General features: G+C 40.8%; 28 protein-coding genes and 1 pseudogene. 22 read left to right on the top strand and 7 right to left on the bottom strand.

All coding sequences use genetic code 11. The features are described 5' to 3' along the window. Positions 1-37: 37 nt before the first annotated feature. Both F995_RS10590 and F995_RS10585 read right to left on the bottom strand, forming a co-directional pair. Entirely contained in the window at positions 38-274 is a 237-nt protein-coding gene (locus tag F995_RS10590; RefSeq protein ID WP_228127479.1) for a hypothetical protein, read from the bottom strand. A gap of 50 nt (positions 275-324) precedes the next feature. After that, positions 325-513: a helix-turn-helix domain-containing protein gene (locus F995_RS10585; protein WP_004646827.1), complete on the bottom strand. Its 189-nt coding sequence runs from the start codon at positions 511-513 to the stop codon at positions 325-327. A gap of 105 nt (positions 514-618) precedes the next feature. Between F995_RS10585 and F995_RS10580 the strand changes: the two genes are divergently transcribed. From F995_RS10580 to F995_RS10520, 14 genes are all read left to right on the top strand, one after another. Further along, positions 619-1,299 carry an XRE family transcriptional regulator gene (locus tag F995_RS10580; protein ID WP_004646826.1) on the top strand — a complete coding sequence of 227 codons (681 nt, stop codon included), beginning with the start codon at positions 619-621 and terminating at the stop codon, positions 1,297-1,299. Between the two features lie 21 nt (positions 1,300-1,320). Then, complete coding sequence (locus F995_RS10575) at positions 1,321-1,536, top strand: hypothetical protein (RefSeq protein ID WP_004646824.1); 216 nt, start codon at positions 1,321-1,323, stop codon at positions 1,534-1,536. 2 nt (positions 1,537-1,538) lie between these two features. After that, positions 1,539-1,727 (top strand): hypothetical protein, encoded by a 189-nt coding sequence (locus F995_RS10570; protein WP_004646823.1) that lies wholly within the window; start codon positions 1,539-1,541, stop codon positions 1,725-1,727. Between the two features lie 40 nt (positions 1,728-1,767). Beyond that, positions 1,768-2,217: a hypothetical protein gene (locus F995_RS10565; RefSeq protein WP_004646822.1), complete on the top strand. Its 450-nt coding sequence runs from the start codon at positions 1,768-1,770 to the stop codon at positions 2,215-2,217. Positions 2,218-2,447: 230 nt separating this feature from the next. Then, positions 2,448-2,699, top strand: coding sequence for a hypothetical protein (locus F995_RS10560; RefSeq protein WP_026055787.1), 252 nt, complete (start codon positions 2,448-2,450; stop codon positions 2,697-2,699). Beyond that, positions 2,696-3,082, top strand: a complete 387-nt coding sequence (locus tag F995_RS10555) for a hypothetical protein (RefSeq protein ID WP_004646820.1) — start codon at positions 2,696-2,698, stop codon at positions 3,080-3,082. The genes F995_RS10560 and F995_RS10555 overlap by 4 nt, the downstream gene beginning before the upstream one ends. A 25-nt stretch (positions 3,083-3,107) precedes the next feature. Next, on the top strand, positions 3,108-4,187 hold the full coding sequence (locus F995_RS10550; RefSeq protein WP_004646819.1) for an ATP-binding protein: 1,080 nt from the start codon (positions 3,108-3,110) through the stop codon (positions 4,185-4,187). Positions 4,188-4,196: 9 nt separating this feature from the next. Next, positions 4,197-4,529 (top strand): hypothetical protein, encoded by a 333-nt coding sequence (locus F995_RS10545; RefSeq protein WP_004646818.1) that lies wholly within the window; start codon positions 4,197-4,199, stop codon positions 4,527-4,529. A 13-nt stretch (positions 4,530-4,542) separates the two neighbouring features. After that, positions 4,543-4,767: a helix-turn-helix domain-containing protein gene (locus F995_RS10540; protein ID WP_004646816.1), complete on the top strand. Its 225-nt coding sequence runs from the start codon at positions 4,543-4,545 to the stop codon at positions 4,765-4,767. 23 nt (positions 4,768-4,790) lie between these two features. Then, complete coding sequence (locus F995_RS10535; protein WP_004646815.1) at positions 4,791-5,687, top strand: hypothetical protein; 897 nt, start codon at positions 4,791-4,793, stop codon at positions 5,685-5,687. A 226-nt stretch (positions 5,688-5,913) separates the two neighbouring features. Continuing rightward, a complete protein-coding gene (locus F995_RS10530) occupies positions 5,914-6,159 on the top strand; it encodes a hypothetical protein (protein ID WP_004646814.1) in 246 nt (81 codons plus the stop codon). Then, positions 6,152-6,508 carry a hypothetical protein gene (locus tag F995_RS10525; RefSeq protein ID WP_004646813.1) on the top strand — a complete coding sequence of 119 codons (357 nt, stop codon included), beginning with the start codon at positions 6,152-6,154 and terminating at the stop codon, positions 6,506-6,508. The genes F995_RS10530 and F995_RS10525 overlap by 8 nt, the downstream gene beginning before the upstream one ends. Further along, entirely contained in the window at positions 6,505-6,660 is a 156-nt protein-coding gene (locus tag F995_RS16820) for a hypothetical protein (RefSeq protein ID WP_004646812.1), read from the top strand. Before F995_RS10525 ends, F995_RS16820 begins: the two co-directional genes overlap by 4 nt. Positions 6,661-6,788: 128 nt before the next feature. Then, positions 6,789-7,007, top strand: a complete 219-nt coding sequence (locus tag F995_RS10520; protein WP_227499332.1) for a hypothetical protein — start codon at positions 6,789-6,791, stop codon at positions 7,005-7,007. 93 nt (positions 7,008-7,100) lie between these two features. Here the strand turns inward: F995_RS10520 and ybaK are convergent, their stop codons facing one another. Continuing rightward, on the bottom strand, positions 7,101-7,568 hold the full coding sequence (ybaK, locus tag F995_RS10515) for a Cys-tRNA(Pro) deacylase (RefSeq protein ID WP_004646809.1): 468 nt from the start codon (positions 7,566-7,568) through the stop codon (positions 7,101-7,103). Positions 7,569-8,527: 959 nt separating this feature from the next. Between ybaK and aroQ the strand changes: the two genes are divergently transcribed. From aroQ to accC, 3 genes are read left to right on the top strand one after another with little or no spacing between them, the layout of a single operon-like run. Further along, complete coding sequence (gene aroQ / locus F995_RS10510) at positions 8,528-8,983, top strand: type II 3-dehydroquinate dehydratase (RefSeq protein ID WP_004280201.1); 456 nt, start codon at positions 8,528-8,530, stop codon at positions 8,981-8,983. Between the two features lie 16 nt (positions 8,984-8,999). Further along, on the top strand, positions 9,000-9,416 hold the full coding sequence (accB, locus tag F995_RS10505) for an acetyl-CoA carboxylase biotin carboxyl carrier protein (RefSeq protein WP_004280199.1): 417 nt from the start codon (positions 9,000-9,002) through the stop codon (positions 9,414-9,416). Between the two features lie 18 nt (positions 9,417-9,434). Next, on the top strand, positions 9,435-10,799 hold the full coding sequence (gene accC, locus F995_RS10500) for an acetyl-CoA carboxylase biotin carboxylase subunit (RefSeq protein WP_004646808.1): 1,365 nt from the start codon (positions 9,435-9,437) through the stop codon (positions 10,797-10,799). Positions 10,800-10,854: 55 nt separating this feature from the next. Here accC and F995_RS10495 read toward each other — a convergent pair whose 3' ends face one another. Further along, positions 10,855-11,298: a hypothetical protein gene (locus F995_RS10495; protein WP_004646807.1), complete on the bottom strand. Its 444-nt coding sequence runs from the start codon at positions 11,296-11,298 to the stop codon at positions 10,855-10,857. A 314-nt stretch (positions 11,299-11,612) separates the two neighbouring features. Here F995_RS10495 and F995_RS10490 point away from each other — a divergent pair. Beyond that, positions 11,613-13,042: pseudogene (locus F995_RS10490) on the top strand (diguanylate cyclase). A 46-nt stretch (positions 13,043-13,088) separates the two neighbouring features. Next, positions 13,089-14,579: an amidase gene (locus tag F995_RS10485; protein ID WP_004646804.1), complete on the top strand. Its 1,491-nt coding sequence runs from the start codon at positions 13,089-13,091 to the stop codon at positions 14,577-14,579. A 16-nt stretch (positions 14,580-14,595) separates the two neighbouring features. Here the strand turns inward: F995_RS10485 and F995_RS10480 are convergent, their stop codons facing one another. After that, positions 14,596-15,762 (bottom strand): MFS transporter, encoded by a 1,167-nt coding sequence (locus tag F995_RS10480; protein WP_004646803.1) that lies wholly within the window; start codon positions 15,760-15,762, stop codon positions 14,596-14,598. A 379-nt stretch (positions 15,763-16,141) separates the two neighbouring features. Between F995_RS10480 and F995_RS10475 the strand changes: the two genes are divergently transcribed. From F995_RS10475 to F995_RS10465, 3 genes are all read left to right on the top strand, one after another. Continuing rightward, on the top strand, positions 16,142-17,281 hold the full coding sequence (locus tag F995_RS10475) for a catalase family protein (protein WP_004646802.1): 1,140 nt from the start codon (positions 16,142-16,144) through the stop codon (positions 17,279-17,281). Between the two features lie 159 nt (positions 17,282-17,440). Next, a complete protein-coding gene (locus F995_RS10470; protein ID WP_016806849.1) occupies positions 17,441-18,655 on the top strand; it encodes an alpha/beta fold hydrolase in 1,215 nt (404 codons plus the stop codon). Positions 18,656-18,881: 226 nt separating this feature from the next. After that, positions 18,882-19,517, top strand: coding sequence for an SOS response-associated peptidase (locus tag F995_RS10465; RefSeq protein ID WP_004646800.1), 636 nt, complete (start codon positions 18,882-18,884; stop codon positions 19,515-19,517). Positions 19,518-19,558: 41 nt separating this feature from the next. Here F995_RS10465 and F995_RS16815 read toward each other — a convergent pair whose 3' ends face one another. After that, the gene (locus tag F995_RS16815) at positions 19,559-19,705 is read right to left on the bottom strand and encodes a hypothetical protein (protein ID WP_004646799.1); all 147 of its coding nucleotides are present in this window, start codon (positions 19,703-19,705) and stop codon (positions 19,559-19,561) included. Positions 19,706-19,867: 162 nt separating this feature from the next. Further along, positions 19,868-20,095, bottom strand: a complete 228-nt coding sequence (locus F995_RS17210) for a type II toxin-antitoxin system HigB family toxin (RefSeq protein WP_016806847.1) — start codon at positions 20,093-20,095, stop codon at positions 19,868-19,870. Positions 20,096-20,252 lie beyond the last annotated feature (157 nt).

Below are 20,252 nucleotides of genomic sequence, written 5' to 3'. Positions count from 1 at the left end.
CCTAAGATTGAAACACTTAAAAGCCTGATCTCGTAAATCAGGCTTTTTCTTTGCCTATTTGGTCATTCCGATCTGATAAATCTGAGCGGTGCTCATAGTTCTTATCGTTCCCTGTCAAACCAAATATCCTTTGTTTAATCTTGGTCTCAGCTCTTAACTGATCGAGATGAGGCATGATTAAAGTTTCAAAAATATATTCACTAGCACCCTGCCCAGCGCGTTGCACTTCAGCTAAACCAGCTAACTGGTCTTTAATGGCTTGTGGCATATGCATAGTGATGGATGCATCTTTTTTAGGTCGTCGTTGCCTGGTCATTGTTTTTCCTAAACTAGAAGAACTTTTCGGTCAGCCTTTAGTGCACCATTTGTCAAAACCTCAAATGATGCTTGAGTGCGTGGTGGAATACCGTTTTTTTCCCACTCTGTAATGGTTGAACGAGCAGCAGAAATTTTTTGGGCTAGTTGTGACTTATTTTTCACTTCATAAAAAGCGATTAGCTGATCAACAGTCATATTCAAAAACCTGAACTATTTAGTTTCATTAATTGAACTATACGTTCAGGTAATTGTCAATTTATTTGTTCATAATTTTGAACACAAATAAGTGAGATTTTTCCCATGTACCAATCTGTATCAGACCGAATTCAACAACGCATGGCGGAGCTTGACCTTTCACAAGCAGATTTAATGCGGTCAACTGGTGCTGCCCGAGGAACGGTTTCCGGCTGGGTCAATGGTAGTAACAACCCTAGTGCAAAACATATTGAGGCCTTATCTAAAGCCTTGAAGACAACATCTCACTGGCTTTTAACCGGTGAAATTTCTGGTTCTTTTCACACAGATCAAATATTGGAGACAGTGGTTGCTAATGACGAGATTCGTGATCACTTTGTTTGGATAGAGGTAGTTGAGGCGAATTTTTCATGTGGTGAGGGCGAATCTATTGAATTTCACTTTGATGCTATAAACGGAAAAATTCCCTTCCCACCTTCTTTTTTAAAAGATAAAAATGTCACAGAACAAACCATGAAAATTATAAAAGCCAAAGGTGACAGCATGGCCGACTTTATTAAAGATGGTGATTTGGTGGGTATCAATCTATCTCAAACAAATATTATTGATGGTGAAATTTATGCTGTTTATCTTGCTGGAGAAGGAATGATTAAACAGATATTTAAAGAAGCTGATGGTTCTTTGATTCTCCATAGTCTTAATGAAAAGTATCGAGATAAAGTAGTCACAGAAGAAAATGGCAAAAATTTCAAAGTAATGGGACGTCAAATTTGGCGTGCAGGTTAATTCAGCCAATAAGGAAATAAAATGGACAATACAAAACTACCCATCAATCAGATTATTACCAGAATAAATGATGCTGCTGCCAATGATGAGGCAATGGCTCTTACTTCTGAAGAAGTAAAAATTCTTTCAAAAGGGATTGGTGACAAATTCTTTATCCCTGTATACACCAATGAACAAATTGTTCAGTTGGTAAAAGAAGGGAAACTGGGGCAGAAAATAGTTAATACCAAGGATTAAATATGTCTACAGTCCAATTAATGAATCAAATCATTGAAAAGTTGAATAGAGCGGCTGATCTCAATCAAGAGCTTACTCTTTCAAAAGAAGAAGTTATTGAATTGCGTGAAGAGCTTGGTGACAGTGTATATATACCTGTCCTAAGCATGGAGGAAATGGCTCAATTTAGCAAAGATCAGAAAACCAAATAGATAGTACAAATAAATATCATTGAGAAGCCATGAACCCGACATGGCCATTTTGGATCGGGGGGAGAATAAAGTGGGTGGATTTATTATTGGTGCCATAGTTGTACTTGCTCTATGGGCCTTTATCTCCATGAGGTCAAAAGCAAAATCTCACGAAGCATTTAATGCATTGGATGAAGCAGAAAATTGGTTTGCTAAGGAAGGTATTAATTCTTCGTCTGTAACTTTTAGCGCTTACAATGATCCTCGTTTATCAAAACATACAGGAGCTACTGTTCTAGTATGTATGGGTAAAAAAAGGAATGGTGAACGGGTTGGATTTGCTCTTGAAATTATAAAAGGAGTTGGCGTTGTGGATAGCGCTCATATTCAACCTGAAGGTATAGCTTCACACCATGTTAAAGCTGCACATATAGCAAAGATGAATGGCAAGACCCTTATTGCTACACTACAGGAAATGGCTTTAAAACATAGATTAAACCACGTTAGATAGCCAAAATATAAAGATACAATAACAACCAACCCACCCTTAGCGGTGGGTTTTCTTTTGCCTTCAGAATACAAAGTTCAAATAATTGAATATTTTTTACATTATTTATTGAACATATTATTGACATTTTAGTTCAATTAATTGAACATACACCACACAGCAAACAAAAAGCCCCAGCGTAGATGGCAACTACCTGGAGCGTGACCCACATACTACCTGTGAGTGAAATTATTATGAATAAAAACCCGATCCAAAGCAAGTTACCAGAGTTCGGCCAGTCAAGCATGACTTCTGAACGTTTGTTGCAACACCCTGCTCCAAAACCAAAGCAATCCATGATGAAAGAAGTCGCTTCAAATGTGGCTGCTTGGATGGTTGTGTTTTCGGTCTTTCTTGGTCTGGCAATTATGGTCCTTCATGCGGCAGACAAAGAAGCTGCGTATCAAGCCGAAGCAATCGCCAAAGCTGTTGGAGAAGCGAAATGAAATTTGCAGAACACATCGACAGCTTCCAGCAGGAAGATCCGAATTTTCTAACCTACCACTGTGAACGCTACCGTGTAGGTACAGATCACCCAGTGACTTATGTGCTTAAGCGCAAAAGCAGTGTAAATGCCCATAAAGCGGGAAACATCGCAGGTTTTGAAGTTCATAAACAGGCAATTGACGGCAGCATGATGCTGATAGAACTGGTTGATCAAAAAGAATGGCTGATCAAGGCATTGAACCAGGCTAGACAACCAATCGTAAATGCGCAGTCACGTAAAAAACGTGAGATACGCAGCCATGCACATCAAGTGCGTGTGAACTCAGGTTTTTATAGCTCGGATGAATACCGTGACTGGTCACGTCGTTCACGCGCTCATTAATTTTTGGTTTTTTGAGGGAAAAATCATGACAAACGTATTTTTTAAACCGGCTCAACGTAAAAATGCAAAGTTACGCTTAGCTGTTTCTGGTCCTACTGGTGCAGGTAAAACCTATGGCGCTTTAATGCTGGCCAAAGGTATCGGTGGTCGTATTGCAGTTGCAGACACTGAAAACAGTAGTGCTGAACTGTATGAAGATATTGTTGCATTTGAACATGCAAATTTACAGCCGCCTTATACACCTGAAAAATTCATTGATGCAATCAAGGCAGCTGAGGCAGCAGGTTTTGACACTTTAATCCTGGACAGCATTACACATGAGTGGTCGGGTGTCGGTGGCTGTCTGGAAATTGTAGATAAGTTGGGTAGCACAACATTCCGCGGTAACAGCTGGGGTGCCTGGAGCGAAGTAACTCCACGTCACCGTAAATTTATCGATGCAATGTTGCAGTCCAGCATCAATATCATTGTGACCCTGCGCTCAAAAATGGAAACAGTTCAAACCAACAATGGCGGCAAGAAGAAAGTTGAAAAAGTGGGCATGAAGGCCGAACAGCGTGAAGGTATCGAATACGAGTTCACCACAGTTCTGGATCTTACCCATGAAAACTTAGCCATTGCCACTAAAGACCGGACACGTTTATTCATTGAACCAAGACCCCTGACTGAGGCGGATGGTATCGCACTAAAACGGTGGCTGAATTCTGGTTCTGCTGATGCATGTATCGACGGTAATCAGTTTTTAGAACTTCAATATCTCATGCAACAGGCAGGCATTGATATTGAGAAGTACTGCGCCAAACGTGGATTGAACAGTCTGCATGACGTTCAGCAACAAAAATTTGAAGAAACCTGTGAAGGTATCCGGGGAATCATTGCCCAGAAGTCTAGTCAAGCCGCTGCACAACAGCAAAGCACACAAGGCACACCTATAGATGACTTGAAAAGTCGTTTCAATGAGGCACTGAAAACATTACCTCAGGTTGAAGACATTCATGTTTTAAGTGGTGCTCTAGAAACTTTCCGAAACTCTGAATTTTATCCAACGATCCTAAAAACATGTAAAGCACGTGCGGATCAACTGGGCTACGAATTCACTGGCTGAGAACAAACAATGCAAGACGTACAAATTGAACAAAAAGGTATGACCTACTTCAATCATTTACCAGATCCCACCAAGCCGGTGGGGTCGATTGACCTGACCATGAGAAAGGCATTCTTTGCATTCTTACTCAATGATCAGTACCGCATTTTAAGCGTCTGTAAAAAGAAAAATATGGTGACTCTGGTACACCCTACCCGTGGCCAAGTCACGATCACTTCTTCAGAGCACCTCAATGCGGAAGGGAAAAAGCGTTACCAGGTATTTTTTAAAGTTTATTTCAAACAAGGCTCGGCCTTTATCAAAAAATTGAATTCACAGATTCGCGTCATTCAAACGTCTTAAGGGGAAATACAGCATGGTTGAGAAAAATTTATTGACGATCAGCAAGGAAGAACTTGAGCACATCGTTGAAATCAGTAAAGGGGATGCATTCCGCGCTGCAGTTGAACAACTGGAAGTACATTTGCTGCAAATAGCAATTGTTAAGTGCCGGGGGAATCAAACGCTTACAGCAGAGACTCTAGGTTTGAACCGGGGAACACTGCGTAAAAAATTAAAACATCACGGCATGATGCACTAATTTTACTATTCGGGACTTTGCTCATGACAAATATTAAAGATCTTAACAGCTTAAAAATGGATAAAAACCTAGGCAAGGTGGTCGACACATTGGCCAATGATCCGTTTGGTTTATCAGCTGCGCAAATTGCGAACAATTCTAAGATGTCGCTGAAAACAGTTAAAAACTGCCTTGCTGTGTTGTTGCAAGAGGAAAAAATTCACCTGGATGAGTTAGGTGTCTATCACACCACACAGACAACCGATCAAGTACATGCTGAGCCAGTAGTTCAAAAAGAAAATCTATTGGTGGTGAGTGCAAAGACTGGTGCTGTTCAGGAAGTAGTTAAAGACCAGACCAAAATTAATGACCCTACTCCTCCAGCACCTCAGGTCGTTGGTGTAGAAGGCTTCGATGCCAAAATCACACCTACCAATTTGCTTAACATTATTCCAGGAACACCTTTCAAGATAGAACAACCTCTACCTGAAACTCCTCAAGATGAAAGCAAACCTATTCGTGCACGGATTATTGAGTGTATTAAATCAGCAAGTCACGGTGCCAAGCCTGCAACAGTCGCTACTGCCTTAGGTCTTACTGCCCGTCAGGTGCGTAATTCTTGTTATTCACTTGAAAACCTTGGCTGCTTACGCTCAGAAAATTCAGGTGATGAACGTACATTTTTCTATGTAAAAGATATCCCTCGTGTACGTGCTGAACCCCGCATGAGTAAAGTCTCTACTTCTAAAAAGGAAAAAAATGCCAAGTCTCCATTCGATAACTGGGTCGAGCATCGTGTGGTTGAAACTAAAACCGTAAAGCTTACCGAAAACCAGCTGGAACAAGTGCTGAAGCATGTATTCAAAATGGACAATGTCACCTTCCTGACTCCACTGCCAGATCCATATGTGGTGGAACTCAAAATGGAGGTGGTTCGTTGAAGCACGGGACAATCTCTACATATACAAACCACGGGTGTCGCTGCGATGAATGTCGTGCAGCGAACACTAACTGGAAGAAGTTGTATGAATGCGGACTGGTTGAAAGAAGACAACGTAAACACGGCACGATGAGCATGTATAACACTGGCTGCCGGTGCCCTCAATGTATATCAGCATGCCGCGCTTATGCCCGTGCTCGGTATCAAAAATTAAAACAGGTAGCGTGATGGAAATTAAGAGAGAGCGGTGTGTAAATACTGGCAACTGGATCCAGATGTGTGATGTCTTAAGCGAAGTCACTCGCAATGAATATGGTGATATCCAAGCACAGCGCATGAGCCACCGTGAAATAAATTCAGCCAGACTTCAAATTGTTGCAGGTCGGTTTAAGAAGAACCGTGTGGTTTTGAATCACTGCCCTTTCTGTGGTGTTGATATTCACACTGAGCATAAGGAGCCAGCCAATGACTGAAGTTCAAAAATCTATGCACTGGCTACTTAATGCGAATACAGGCATGTCGAGTAAGTGTCTGATGGCAACACTGCTTAATAATGGTCCAGTGGCGGGCAAAGCATGGGAAACCAATTTCCACCCACATGATCCGGCCGACTTTGAGCGCTGCGTAGGATTACTTAATGCAGTACCGGAATTTCGTGAACGTCTTGGCCAAATGAAAACAGTCTCTAAACATTGGGCTGTTCTGGTTGATCACTGGGATGAAATTGAGACTCTATTGAATGAAGAAGTTAAACAGCGTTTTGCCCCTAAAACTTACGATCTGATGAAGTCGTTATTTAAAAGTATTGAGGTGACTGAGTGAGCATTCAAATTGTTCAACCTACACCATACGATGATGCCCAATTTCTGTGGTGTACTACCTGGTGTGAGAAAAAAGGTTTAAATCCATATGATGCGGATCATTGGGCAGCTGCTAAAGCGGAATATCTAAAGACTCAAGGAGGACAACAGTGACTGAATACTGTTTCATCTGTAAAAAGTTCACGGTTCATTGTGACGTGTTTTGTTCAATTTGTGGATTCAAGTGAGGTGTTATGAAAACTAATACTGAATATGAGTTGCTCCAGGCAATACATAGCGAGATGCAGGAACTTAGAAAAGCACTTAAGGCGAGTAGTGAACGCCGGATTGGTCGAATTGAGTTTGCTAAATTGCTTAATATCGAACCTGAAACACTGGATTCCAGAATTCGAGACGGTCGCTACATGAAACCGCATAAGGATGGAAGAAAGAGTTTCTGGTTAAGTTCCTATGTTCAATCTGTCATTCTTGATATAGAGTTAAAAGATAAAGTCGCCTAGAGCGACTTTATCTTTTTTAGGCGTTTCATTTTGTGAGTATCATTGTGAGTAACTCTTAGAACTAAGAGCAAAATATCAAGTTTTAAAACTTAATTATTCATCCACAATATCGGCAAATTCTGCACCTAAAATTCGCGCTAAATCTTGCGGATTTAACCCGATATCCAGACCCCTTTTTCCACCACTTACATACATCTTTTCAAGCTGGCTTGCACTACTACAAATAACTGTTTTTAAACGTTTCTTTTGTCCCAATGGGCTGATTCCACCCACCAGATATCCGGTTAATCGTTCTGCCTGTTTAGGATCTGCCATCTGCAATTTTTTACAACCGAATGCAGCAGCTACTTTTTTAAGATTAAGCTGATGATGAACAGGTAATACTGCCACAAAATATTGCTTTTCATCCGTGACTAATAAAGTTTTAAAGACTTCTTCCACCGAAAGCCCCAATTTCTCAGCAGCTTCTAACCCGAAACTTTTGGCATTGGCATCATGTTCATATTCATGAATGCTGTATTCGATTTTATTGGCTTTTAATAGTTTGCATGCAGGTGTCATAGAAAGTCTTGTTTGAGAGGTATCGCATGATTATATAAAGATTAGCTCAAGAAGTTAATGTAGATGAGGCAACTACAGAGCAAATTTTGCTTTAAGTCCGTATTCCGCTTCAATCAGACCTATTTGGTTCAATCTTTACGCTCTTCAATACTTTTAAACTCTTCTGCAAAGATGATGACGAGCAAAATATCAACAAATGTATGTGTTTTTGCCACTGTCTATGCGTTAGGTGAATCATATCTTTACTGCGTAGAAGACTTGAAGATGAACACATTCGTCACCTCACAGATCTATACACACGAAGCATATAAGTCGAGCGTTTTATCTTAAACCTGCTGAGATTCAACCCTTATATCTAGAAGATGAAGTACATTTTTGCACAGCACTTATCATGGATGCTTGAAGTTAAAGTAATGTAATTAATTCCAATCTATTGGAAGAATAGACCTAGGAAAATCCAAGGACAATAAGAGAAAATATCATTAACATATTGTCTTATCTTATATTTTTAAATTTTCATCACGTTTTAAGAAGCGGTCGATAGCTTATATATAAAGAGGATAATCAGCACAACTCTAAAGTCAGAATGTAAAGAGTTTTCTATGCTCTAGAAGTCGAACATTGCGGTAAAATCAGCCAGACAACTCTTGCTCAAAACTAAAAATATCACTAAAAGGAAGAATTTAGCGTTAACATGAAGATACAGTTACATAAAGGATATTAACTGTTTTTGCCAATTGGGTTTACAATGAAAATAATCTGAATACCCAGCGAATTGTAATTTTTTAACATTGCCAAATCTCTGCAAAGTTTTCATTATAGCGCCACTGTTTGCTATATGCTTTCTACGTTAATTCAAAGAAATTATAAATAGTAATGTAGAAAATCATGCAATAATAAGCAGAGTTTGCAGACATCTTGCAAACAAACCCCGATACTTTTTAATTGGAGCATGCTGGATGAGTTCGACCATTTTGGTTATTCATGGACCGAATTTAAACTTGCTTGGGAAGCGCGAACCGGAAGTTTATGGTCACCTTAGTCTTGACGATATTAACCAGCAACTGATTACTCAGGCTCAAAAGGCCACATTACAACTCGAAACGTTCCAAAGCAACTGGGAAGGTGCCATTGTTGACCGAATTCATCAAGCTCAGCAAGACGGCGTTCAATATATAATTATTAATCCGGCAGCATTGACTCATACCTCTGTTGCGGTTCGCGATGCCCTTCTTGGCGTTGCCATTCCTTTCATTGAAGTCCATCTGTCTAATGTGCATGCACGTGAGGCATTCCGACATCATTCGTACTTGTCCGATAAAGCCATCGGCGTGATTTGTGGTCTAGGTGCAAAAGGCTATGCTGCTGCCCTCGACTATATCATTGAAAAAATACAACCTTCTACACAATCTTAATTAGGAATACTGTCTCATGGATATCCGTAAAATCAAGAAACTCATCGACTTGATGATTGAATCTGACTTACAGGCGATCGAAGTTAAAGAAGGCGATCAGTCGATTGCATTAACTCGTCGTAATCCAGTGGTTGCAGCAGCTGTTCCTGCTATGCCTGCACCAGCAGCCGAAGCGCCAGCAGTAAAATCTCCTCGTGGCGCAGTTGAAACTTCACCAATGGTCGGCGTGTTCTATGCAGCACCAAGCCCAGGTGAACCGACATTTGTTAAAGTTGGCCAGACCGTTTCTGCAGGCGATACGCTGGGTATTATCGAGGCAATGAAAATCATGAACCCGATTGAAGCTACTCAAAGCGGTGTGATTGAAGAAATTCTGGTGAAAAATGGTGAAGTGATTCAATTCGGTCAACCACTTTTCCGCTACCGCGCTTAATCACCCCGGGGATTTATAATGTTGCAAAAAGTTTTAATTGCAAACCGTGGTGAAATTGCGTTACGCATCACCCGTGCTTGCAGAACTTTAGGGATCAAAACTGTAGGTGTCTATTCTGACGCAGACAAGGACCTGATGCATTTACGTTTCTGTGATGAAGCAGTGTGTATCGGCCCTGGTGCGAGCAGTGACAGCTACCTGAATATTCCTGCGATTATTACAGCTGCTGAAATTACCGGCGCAGATGCAATCCATCCTGGTTATGGATTCCTCGCTGAAAATGCAGAATTTGCAGAAATCGTGGAAAATTCTGGTTTTATCTTTATTGGTCCACGTCCGGAACATATTCGTTTAATGGGGAACAAGGTTTCTGCCATTATTGCCATGAAAAAAGCTGGTGTACCAACAGTACCAGGCTGCGACCATGCCGTAACGATTCACAATGCCATGGCTGAAGCGAAAGAGATCGGTTTTCCACTGATTGTAAAAGCTGCTTCTGGTGGTGGTGGTCGTGGTATGCGTATCGTAGAAAATGTCGATACCCTGCTTGAATCTGTTCAGGCTGCACAGCGTGATGCGGAAATGTGGTTTGGTGATGATACGGTGTATATGGAACGTTTCCTGCAAAAGCCACGTCATGTCGAAGTGCAAGTACTGGCTGATGGTAATGGCCATGCGATTCATCTGTATGATCGTGATTGTTCACTACAGCGTCGCCATCAAAAAGTACTGGAAGAAGCGCCAGCACCGAACTTACCAGAGCAAGCACGTGCTGATATTCTAGAAGCCTGTGTCAATGCCTGTAAATTGATGCAATATCGTGGTGCAGGTACATTCGAATTCCTGTTTGAAGATGATGAGTTCTTCTTCATTGAAATGAATACGCGTGTTCAGGTTGAACATCCGGTAACTGAAATGGTAACGGGTATCGATATTATCGAACAGCAATTGCGTATTGCTGGCGGCTTAGGTCTCGATATTCAGCAAGAAGACGTCAAAGTTTTAGGACATGCGATTGAATGCCGTATTAACGCAGAAGATCCATCGACCTTCCTGCCTTCACCAGGCAAGATTGACAACTTCTATGCACCAGGCGGCGCAGGTATCCGTTTAGATTCGCATGTTTATCCAGGCTACAGCATTCCACCGTATTATGATTCGATGATTGCCAAACTGATTTCGCATGGTAAGGATCGTGAGACATCTATTTCTCGAATGAGAAATGCTTTGGAAGAAATGATTTTGACTGGCGTTAAAACCAATATTCCTTTGCATAAAGATTTAATCCTTCAGGATAAAAACTTCTGCAAACAGGCAATGGATATTCATTACCTAGAGAAGCATTTGTTAAAGCAGCTTGAAGGTGCTGAAGACAAAGCTTAAATCAAAGCTCATAAAAAAACCGCTGTCATTCAGCGGTTTTTTTATGGTTTGCAATTTAAGGCAATACGCGTCTGAGCACAGCAAAACATTGTTCGGCTTTTTCATTGGCGCAGAAGTTAATGGTATAAGGGTTTTGCCATTTCACAAAATATTGCGAAATTTCACCAGACTGATCCACCTGATTGCCTGAACAGTCTTTTTCATTATTGTCATATTTTACTTGCAGAATCAGCGCTGGAATCTGCTTCGAAGGATCCTGTGCCGGCTGATAGTCATATAGCCCCGACGTCCACTCATCGCCACTTTTAATCACCACATTATTATTGCCTTTAAAATTATAATATTCGATACATTTTTTATTATTCGGGATTTCCATTCCCCACAATCCGACAATTTCCGGACGGGTTTTCACAGTAAATGTATTTGGGATTTCAGCAGCTTTAGCAGGAGCATTCGCTGGTTTTTTATTTTCTGTCGCCATTAGCCAAGGTGAGCTCATGAGTAAGATAAGGCTAAGACATATTTTTTTCATATTTACCGGCATCTTGTTAACAATTGATTCTAAATTATCATATTTTTTGGGATCGTGTCCCGCTCTAACGCAATTTCAATACAGAGTCAGAAATTATTTATCACATTGTTTAAAAACATGGATTTCCTTTCTGACTGTTTTTGTATATATTTCGTATATAAGAATCTTAATAGTTCGTATTAATAACAGCTTAATCAAACAATAAAATTATATTTTAGGTCAAACTTAGTTGCTGAACAAAGTGATCATTCACACTTAGAAATTTGAATAGGATTTTAAATTTGCAATTAGCTCGAATAACAGAACAACAATTAAATCATGAAACATATGCTTATTTTGTCATTGTTTTCGCTGTTTTAGTCTGTTGTTTTATTGGGATCGCAACCAGACCGATTGAGTACCTGGCCTTATTGTGGCCGGCCAATGCTGCCTTGTTAGCCCTGTTCTTACGCTTTCCACATTTAAATAATGTGGGAGGTTGGCTTGGTGCATTCAGTGCTTTTATGTTTGCAGATCTCGTCACCGGAAACAGCCTATTACAAAGCCTGTTTCTTACCCTGTCTAATCTGATCAGCACTATTGTCTCGATATTTTTTATTCGATATTTCAAGATTAATTACAAATACTATAATACTGGTTATACATTCGTTCATTTATTTGGCATCTTCGCTTTTGCCGGCTGTCTGGCCAGCGCTGCTTTTGCAGTTGCCACCCTGCCAAACTTACCCAATACATTCATGACCAAAGAAAACTTATGGATTGATTTTGGTCTATGGTGGACGGGCGAGATGGTCAATTATATCGTGGTATTACCTTTGCTTCTGGCCTTTCCCAGAATCAAGGATATGCAGTATCTGTTTAAAAACCGCCGTCAAAAGCGTCATCATTTCAGTTATTTTCTGCCCGCAGCTACAGTCGTACTCTGTGTCATCATCACCAATATTTTTTCAGGTCCGGGCACCCTGCTCTATCCTTTGGCTGCGCTGATCTGGGCCGCATTAACCTATCGCCTGTTTAGCATGACACTGATTAATGCGTTTGTGACTATTTTAACCTATTACAGCCTGACGCGGTTTTATGCCACAACGCATGACACCTTGGCAGATTCTACGATTTATATTTCGCTCCGGATCGGGCTGTTTATGCTGGCCTTATCGCCGCTTATTCTTTGTATTATTAGTCAAAACCGCAATGAGCTGTTTAAACGGGTTCTCTATCTGGCCAATCATGACAGTCTGACCCGCACCATGAACCGTCATTTTTTCTTTCAGAAAGGTGAATATTTACTGCAATATGCCAACAGAATGGAATTTTCGGTCATCATGCTGGATATTGATCATTTCAAACGTCTGAACGATGATTTTGGCCATCATGTCGGTGACAAGGTGCTGCAACATTTTGCGGAAATCATTCGCTGCAATTTACGTGCTGAAGATCTGTTTGCACGAATTGGTGGGGAAGAATTTGTGCTGTTACTCTGGAATACCGAACCATCAGAAGCACGTCTTATTGCAGAACGGATTCGTGATCTGGTGGAAAAAACCCCGATTTATCAATCAGATGGCTCGCCCTGTATATTACCGTGAGTGTGGGCATCACTCATCAAAATGAACCGCAGGCCCAAGACCTGCAAAACCTGATCAATATTGCAGATCAAGCCTTGTATCAGGCCAAACATCGTGGGCGAAATCAGGTGGTGCTTGCATCTTGAGCCTAAATGATCTACAACCTTGAAGCAGCAACACTAGGGAATGGCAATGAAATTTGAAGAATATCTGCAATATGACGGTTTAGGACTGGCTGATCTGGTCGCCAATAAACAAGTACATTCAAGTGAACTTTTATCTGCTGCACTAGAGCGTAGTTCAATTGCCAATCCCGAGCTAAATGCAATTATTATTCCGATGCATGAGCATGCATTGAAACGGAGCCAGCAAAATCTGTCCGGACCTTTTGCCGGTGTGCCTTTTCTGGTTAAAGACCTGTTTCAGGAATATGCCGGTTATCCAACTTCTTATGGTTGTCAGGGCTTAAAACGGATTGGTTATATCGCCGAGACCAATGCCGAGATTGTCAATCGCTGGGAAAAAGCCGGGATTGTGACTTTTGGACGTACCAATACTCCTGAATTTGGGATTAAAGGTATTACTGAACCAGATGCTTGGGGCAGCTGTAAAAATCCGTGGAATTTACAGCATAATAGCGGCGGCTCGTCCGGTGGTTCCGCTTCTGCCGTGGCTGCCGGAATTGTACCAATTGCGGGTGCTGGTGATGGTGGCGGCTCGATACGTATCCCCGCTTCCTATTGCGGCCTGTTTGGCCTGAAACCGAGTCGTGGCCGCACGCCTTGGGGACCACAAATGAGTGAAGCCATGCATGGCGCCGCGATTCAGCATGTACTGACCAAAACGGTACGGGATAGTGCTGCAATGCTGGATGCCACCCATGGTGAAGATCATAGTTCACTGTTTAAGATTCAGCGTCCACAGCATCATTATCTGGATGTGATTCAGCAACCGCCAAAAAAACTGAAAATTGCGTTTAGCACTTATTCTACGATTGGCACACCTGTTTCCCAGGATGCCATTAAAGCCATTGAAAAAACAGCCAAATTGCTAGAATCTTTGGGCCATGAGGTGGTCGAAGACCGTCCAGCCATTGATGGAATGCAACTGGCCAAGGATTTTATTACCACCTGGTTTAGCCAGTTTTCATTTATGCTGGATGAAATCCAGAAAGGCTATCCGTCCAAATCGAATGATTTTGAACTGGACTCTTTAGCGCTGGCGGCTTTTGGGGCCAAAACCAGCGCGATTGATTATATCCAGAACCTGAATAACTGGGGCCAGTACGTGACCCAGATGAATCATTTCTTTGATAATTATGATCTGTACCTGACGCCTGCAACGGCGACAGTGGCGCCAAAAAATGGTGAGGTCAAAACACCAAACTGGCAGAAACCGATTCTTAAAGCTTTATTGAAACTAAATAAAGCACATTTGCTGGCGCAAGGTAAACTGGTCGACCAGATTGTGAAAGAAAATCTAAAATGGGTGCCTTTTACCCAGTTGGCCAATATTACCGGACTCCCAGCGATGTCTGTACCACTGTACTGGAATGAACAAAACCTGCCGCTCGGTTCACAGTTTATTGCGCCGTTTGCCCGTGAGGATCTGCTATTACAACTGGCAGCCCAATTGGAACAGGCACAACCGTGGTTTGGGCAATACGCCAAAATCCGTATTTAATACTGAGATGATATTTTCAAGCCTGTTTTTGCAGTTCGACTTTATTTGGCAATCCGAAAATCAGTAACAAGCCAAGCAAAGTCGATACTGCAGCAGCGATAAAAATAGATGTGCCGCCGACTTGATCCCAATAATGCCCAGCCAGAATACTGCCACTCGCCACGCCAACGCCCCACATCGTGCTATATAGCGCTTGTCCACGTCCTTGCTGCCCTGCAGAAAAATTCTGGAAAATCACTCGCATCGCAATCATATGAAATAAACCAAAACTTAAAGCGTGAATCGTTTGAGCAAAAAACTGTGCCATGAATGAAGCAGGAAAGACCCCGACGATGAACCATCTTAATCCGGTCATCAATAAGCATAACGTGACCAGATGGCGCCATGACCAGCGTGTCAGAAAGAACGTCGCATAGGCAAACATGATGATTTCCGCAATGACCCCGACTGACCAGAGCAGCCCAATCTGGCTGGTGCTAAATCCCGCCTGACTGAGATAATTGCTATAAAAACTATAAAACGGCGCGTGTGAAAATAGCAGAATCAATTCAATCAGGAAAAAACTATACACCACTGGGCGTTTAAATATCGGCCATAAGGGTTCGAGCTGTTTCTGGGCGATAGGCGCCATCGTGGGCTCTTTAATGGTAAATGACCAGAGAAAGGCCAGAAATGAAATACACAGCAACAACACTGGCAACATACTGATGCTCATAATTTCAAAGACGGCGCCCAAGCCGAATACACCAATTATAAAACCGACAGATCCCCATTTTCGTACTTTGCCATAGAGTTCTGCTCTTTTTTCCCCGAGCCAAAACAAAGTCACGCCTTCAAACTGTGCCAAAATAGCATTCTGAAAGAAACTGAAAATCAGCATCAGTAAAGCTACGGACTGAAAGCTATTGGGAATGATAAAAATCATGAACCAGATACAGGCTTCCATCCAGGTGGCAATACGTACCAGCAGCATGCGTTTACCAGACTTGTCTGCAATCCAGCCCCAAATTAAGGGAGCAAAAAAGCGGGTGACGATTGCAATAGAAGATAAAATGCCAATTTCCTGATAATTGAAGCCCTGATCTTCTAGATACAGACTCCAAAAAGGCATGAACGCCCCAACAATCGCATAGTAAAAAAAGTAAAATCCACTGAGTCTATGCTGGATTGCTAGAACTGGCATTGATTTATATATCCTAATATTTTCAGAATGTTAAACTAAATAGATTTCTATAGCACTGTATTCGACGACTCTTGATTTTGCTACGAGCATCTCGCATTAGTCTAAAAATAAATTTTCATAAGTTTATGGATAAATTTTGCTAAAGTAAAAAACTCTGTGTGGAGTTAAATTAAAGTAAGAACATAAATCGGCTTCTATATTGAGCACACGATAAAGAGTGGAAATATTTTAGAAAGGAGTATGGGTGGACTTTAAATCTGAAGATCAATAATTACACAGACATTCTCATTATTTTATGGCTAAAGTATGTCCAAAGAATTTTCAGATCATAGGCTAAAAAATTAAAACTAACTCTAGCTTTATAGCAAGGAGAAAATCAATGCCTAACTTTATAAAACCTATATGCTCGGGTCTAGTCTTCCTCCCTCTAATGGCAATAAGTATTTGTAGTGCTGCATATGCTAACACTTCCCCTATAGCATCTAACTCTCCAAAAGATAATATTCATCCCAATATAGATCATCATTTAAGTGAAAGTCTTTATCCTGATGAAGCAAACATAACTGAAAAAATCGCAGATATAATTGAGATATTGATTCGGAAAGAATATTCCACAGGTATCGCGCTACGTGATGCCCATCCCAAAGCACATGGTTGTGTACGTGCAGAATTCAAAGTAGATGAAGTTCTTCCTAAAAACTTGGTTCAAGGTGTTTTTATTCCGGGAAAAACATATCAAGCCTGGATTCGTTTCTCTAATGGTTCTAAAGATGCCCAACAAGCAGATATTAAAAAAGATGCCCGTGGCATGGCGATAAAACTTCTGGCTGTACCGGGAGAAAAGCTTTTAGATGATGAAACCTCTACTCAAGATTTCATTATGATCAATCATCCTGTCTTTTTTGTGAATGATCCAGTCCGATATATGTCATTTATGCAAGATATAAATAGCGATAGATTTTTCAATAAGTTGCATATTCCTTTTGCATTAGGAGCTAAAGGAACCTGGATTGCCTTAAATACGAGAAATAAAATTTCTAATCCTTTGCAAACTAGATATTGGTCTATGGTGCCCTATCAATTAGGAATAGGCACTGATCGTCAAGCTATAAAGTATTCAGCTCAAGCATGTTCGACAGTGACAGATCCTCTTCCACATGCTCCGCATCATAATTTTCTAAGAGAAAAACTGCGCCAATATTTGCAAAAAAGTGAAGCATGTATGGAGTTTTTGGTACAGCCTAGAACATCAAACACCATGTCGGTCGAAGATTCCATGACTGAATGGCAAGAAAGTGAGGCACCTTTCTACAAGGTCGCAACTATCCGCATTCCTCCACAAGTTTTTGATACGCCTGACCAAAACAAGTTTTGTGAAAACCTTTCCTTTACACCATGGCATACCCTACCGGAACACAAACCTCTGGGAGTAATAAACCGAATGCGAAAGGTGATTTATGATCGTATTAGTGAGGTTAGACATGATATGAATTCTATTAACAGATCAGAACCACATTAAAATATAAGTGCTTATTTGAAGTTATCAGCTAACCTAAAATAACCTGTTGTACTGCTCATTCGCCTTAACTTAAAAGCTTTAGTTTACAAACTTTGTGCAGAGTTAATTTAGAAACATAAATAAAGCTGCTACATTAAAAATGACATTATAAAAAGGAAAATGGTTTCAGCGATGAAAATTAAATCTCCTATTATTAAATTGATCATGAGTTGTTTATGTTTAGGTTCAACATATGCAATAGCATCTCCTCCACTTCCCGATAGCAGCAAAATCCAAGCATCTCATATTTCGGAAAAAATACCGGGTACAATATTATCTATACAAGAACAAAATACTGATCTGTTTACGAATGCCTCACAACGTTTCTTAATCAATTATCGCAGTCGTGGCACAAAATCCGAGCCCATCGTCACTTCAGGCTATATCTTGTTACCTAAAGGCAAAGTCCCTAAAGATGGATGGCCTGTTCTGGCTTGGGCGCATGGTACAACTGGCGTTGCTGATACATGTGCACCCTCTGGCGATTATGTGGGTGGGCCAGTCCATGTCTATCAGCAAATCGCTGCTAAGGCATTGAATGCCTGGCTCGCTCGCGGCTATGCAGTTGTTGCACCTGATTATCAAGGTTTAGGCACTCCGGGCGGTCATCCTTATATGAATGCGCGAAGCCAGTTGCATACTGTCGTTGATGCTCTACGAGCGATCCACCATTTAAAGCCTTATAACTTTAGTAAAAATTGGTATGTTATGGGTCATAGTCAAGGAGGTGCAGCATCTCTTAAAGTTGCAGCGTCCGGTCAAAAAGATGCGCCTGAATTTGATCTTCGCGGGGCAATTGCACTGGCGCCAGGCGGTTATCAATATGAAGGAATCGCTGAATATGTTGCCAGCAATTCGCAAATCACGACTAATGTCGCCGCATTTTTTCCAATTGTGCTTTTAGGAGCAGAGGCTGCAGATCCGCTGCTTGCTCCAGCAAATTTAGTGAGCCCAGAAATGGGAGAAATTCTTAATCATGCACGCAGTCGCTGTTTGTCAGAATTACAATCTGACCTAAAACAAGCACCTAAGACTGTCTTTAAATCAAATGTAAATCTGGCACCTTTGACACATTATTTAAAAGAACAGTCTATTGAGAATATGACACCGACTGTGCCGGTTCTGCTGGTACAAGGTGAGAAAGATCAACTGGTCGATGATCGTGGTACTTATGCTTACTATCAGCAGGTATGTACGAAGCAGAAATCTATCGCCTTCCATCTAGTCAAAAATGGAGATCATCGTGATTCCTTAAGACAGAGTGAATTTCTAATTGGAAACTTTATCCATTCAGTTGAACAAGGGAAAGCTTTGAACACCTGCCCTACAAAATAACCCGGTGAGCTTTTGTATTTAATCATTAAAAACTCAAATATTTTAATCTTCATATTTATAGAATAGTCCTTTAAAGGAGCACTATTCTATAAAGAGGATAAACTAATATTAATCCGTATTCTTACTTTCTGTTATAACTATACTTACGATTTCGAATTGTTTTGAGCCCATCATTTTTATACTTTAATTCTTTAGCAAATAATAATTAGAATGAAAGAGGTTATTTATGTGCTCGAACTATGAATTTCCCTCAAAAAAACGTCTTTCCTTATTAGATATTCATGAAGAGCAACTCGAACTGGGCATGAAAACACATGTTTATCCTTTAGCGCCAGCCCCAATCATTATGCGCGGTGCTGATGATTTTGAGCTGGATATCGCACGTTTCGGACTGATTCCAGCCTGGGCGAAAGAATTGAAATATGGCCGGCATACCTATAATGCACGGACTGAAACAGTGGCATCCAAACCGAGTTTCCGACATGCCTGGAAAAACAACCAGTTTGCTTTGGTACCCGTCGATACATTCTATGAACCTAAATATATAGACGGTAAATCGCACTGGTTTGGCATTTCACGTGAAGATGGCAATCCTTTTACCGTGGCGGCGATTTATGATGACGCACACATTGATGGTGAGAAAATCAGATCATTTTCGATGCTGACCATAAATTCAGATCAACATCCCTTTATGAAACAGTTTCATGACCCGAATGACGAAAAACGCTCGATTATTGTGATTCCGGAAGAATCACGACATGACTGGTTGCACTGCGATCATGAACAAGCCCATGAATTTTTCTTTGAAATGAAAGATGAGTTTATTGCAAAGCCTAGAGATCAAGGTTTATCGGGAAATTAAAAAGCCCTAAACCAAGTTAGGGCTTCGTCCATGTGAAAAAGCTATTTTTGCTCTCTCAATGGATTTTCGGGTTCTGCATTGGGTTTTTTCTCTGGTTTGACATGCTTATAAGATGCCTGATTACCCTTGTCGTCATTCGATTCTTTATGCGGATTTGATTCTTGCTCTTGCTCTGGCTTATTTGTCATATGCATCTCCTTCATATATCTATTAAGAGATAAATATGACATCTACTGCTAAACATCAATGTTATTTATGTTGCACATTCAGTTTTCTAAAAAGACAAATTTTCCTTGAAGTATTCTTTTACATTTCACAAACCCTAAAGTCCATCTGAGCAAATAAGCTGTTCAGCCTGATCGTAGATGGTACAGCAAAGAATATGAATTCGCGTGCGAGCCGATATCGAATACATGAAATTTTCTAAGCTTATCCACTGCCGGAAAAAGTCTTTTCATTTCAGTAAAATCTTTAGGATGATTGGCCTTAATCATTCGATGCCAACCAGCTAATGCAGTTTCAGCCTGTGGCCTCTTTTGAATTGCTTCAAGAATTCGAGCATGGGTGATCACACGCATAAATTTTATTGTATTCCAGTTCTAAGCAGCTAAGAATTTATCAAAACGTAATCCTATTGAAATGATTCTTTTATAAAGTATTCCTTGTGAGAAATTATGTTTAGATCCAAAAATTTCATCAGTAAAGAAAAACCCCGCCAACTGATGATTGAACGGG

The organism is Acinetobacter sp. CIP A162, from assembly GCF_000367905.1.
Classification (GTDB): domain Bacteria; phylum Pseudomonadota; class Gammaproteobacteria; order Pseudomonadales; family Moraxellaceae; genus Acinetobacter; species Acinetobacter lwoffii.
The sequence above is the reverse complement of the archived record's forward strand: the minus strand, read 5'-3'. Positions and strand labels throughout refer to the sequence as shown.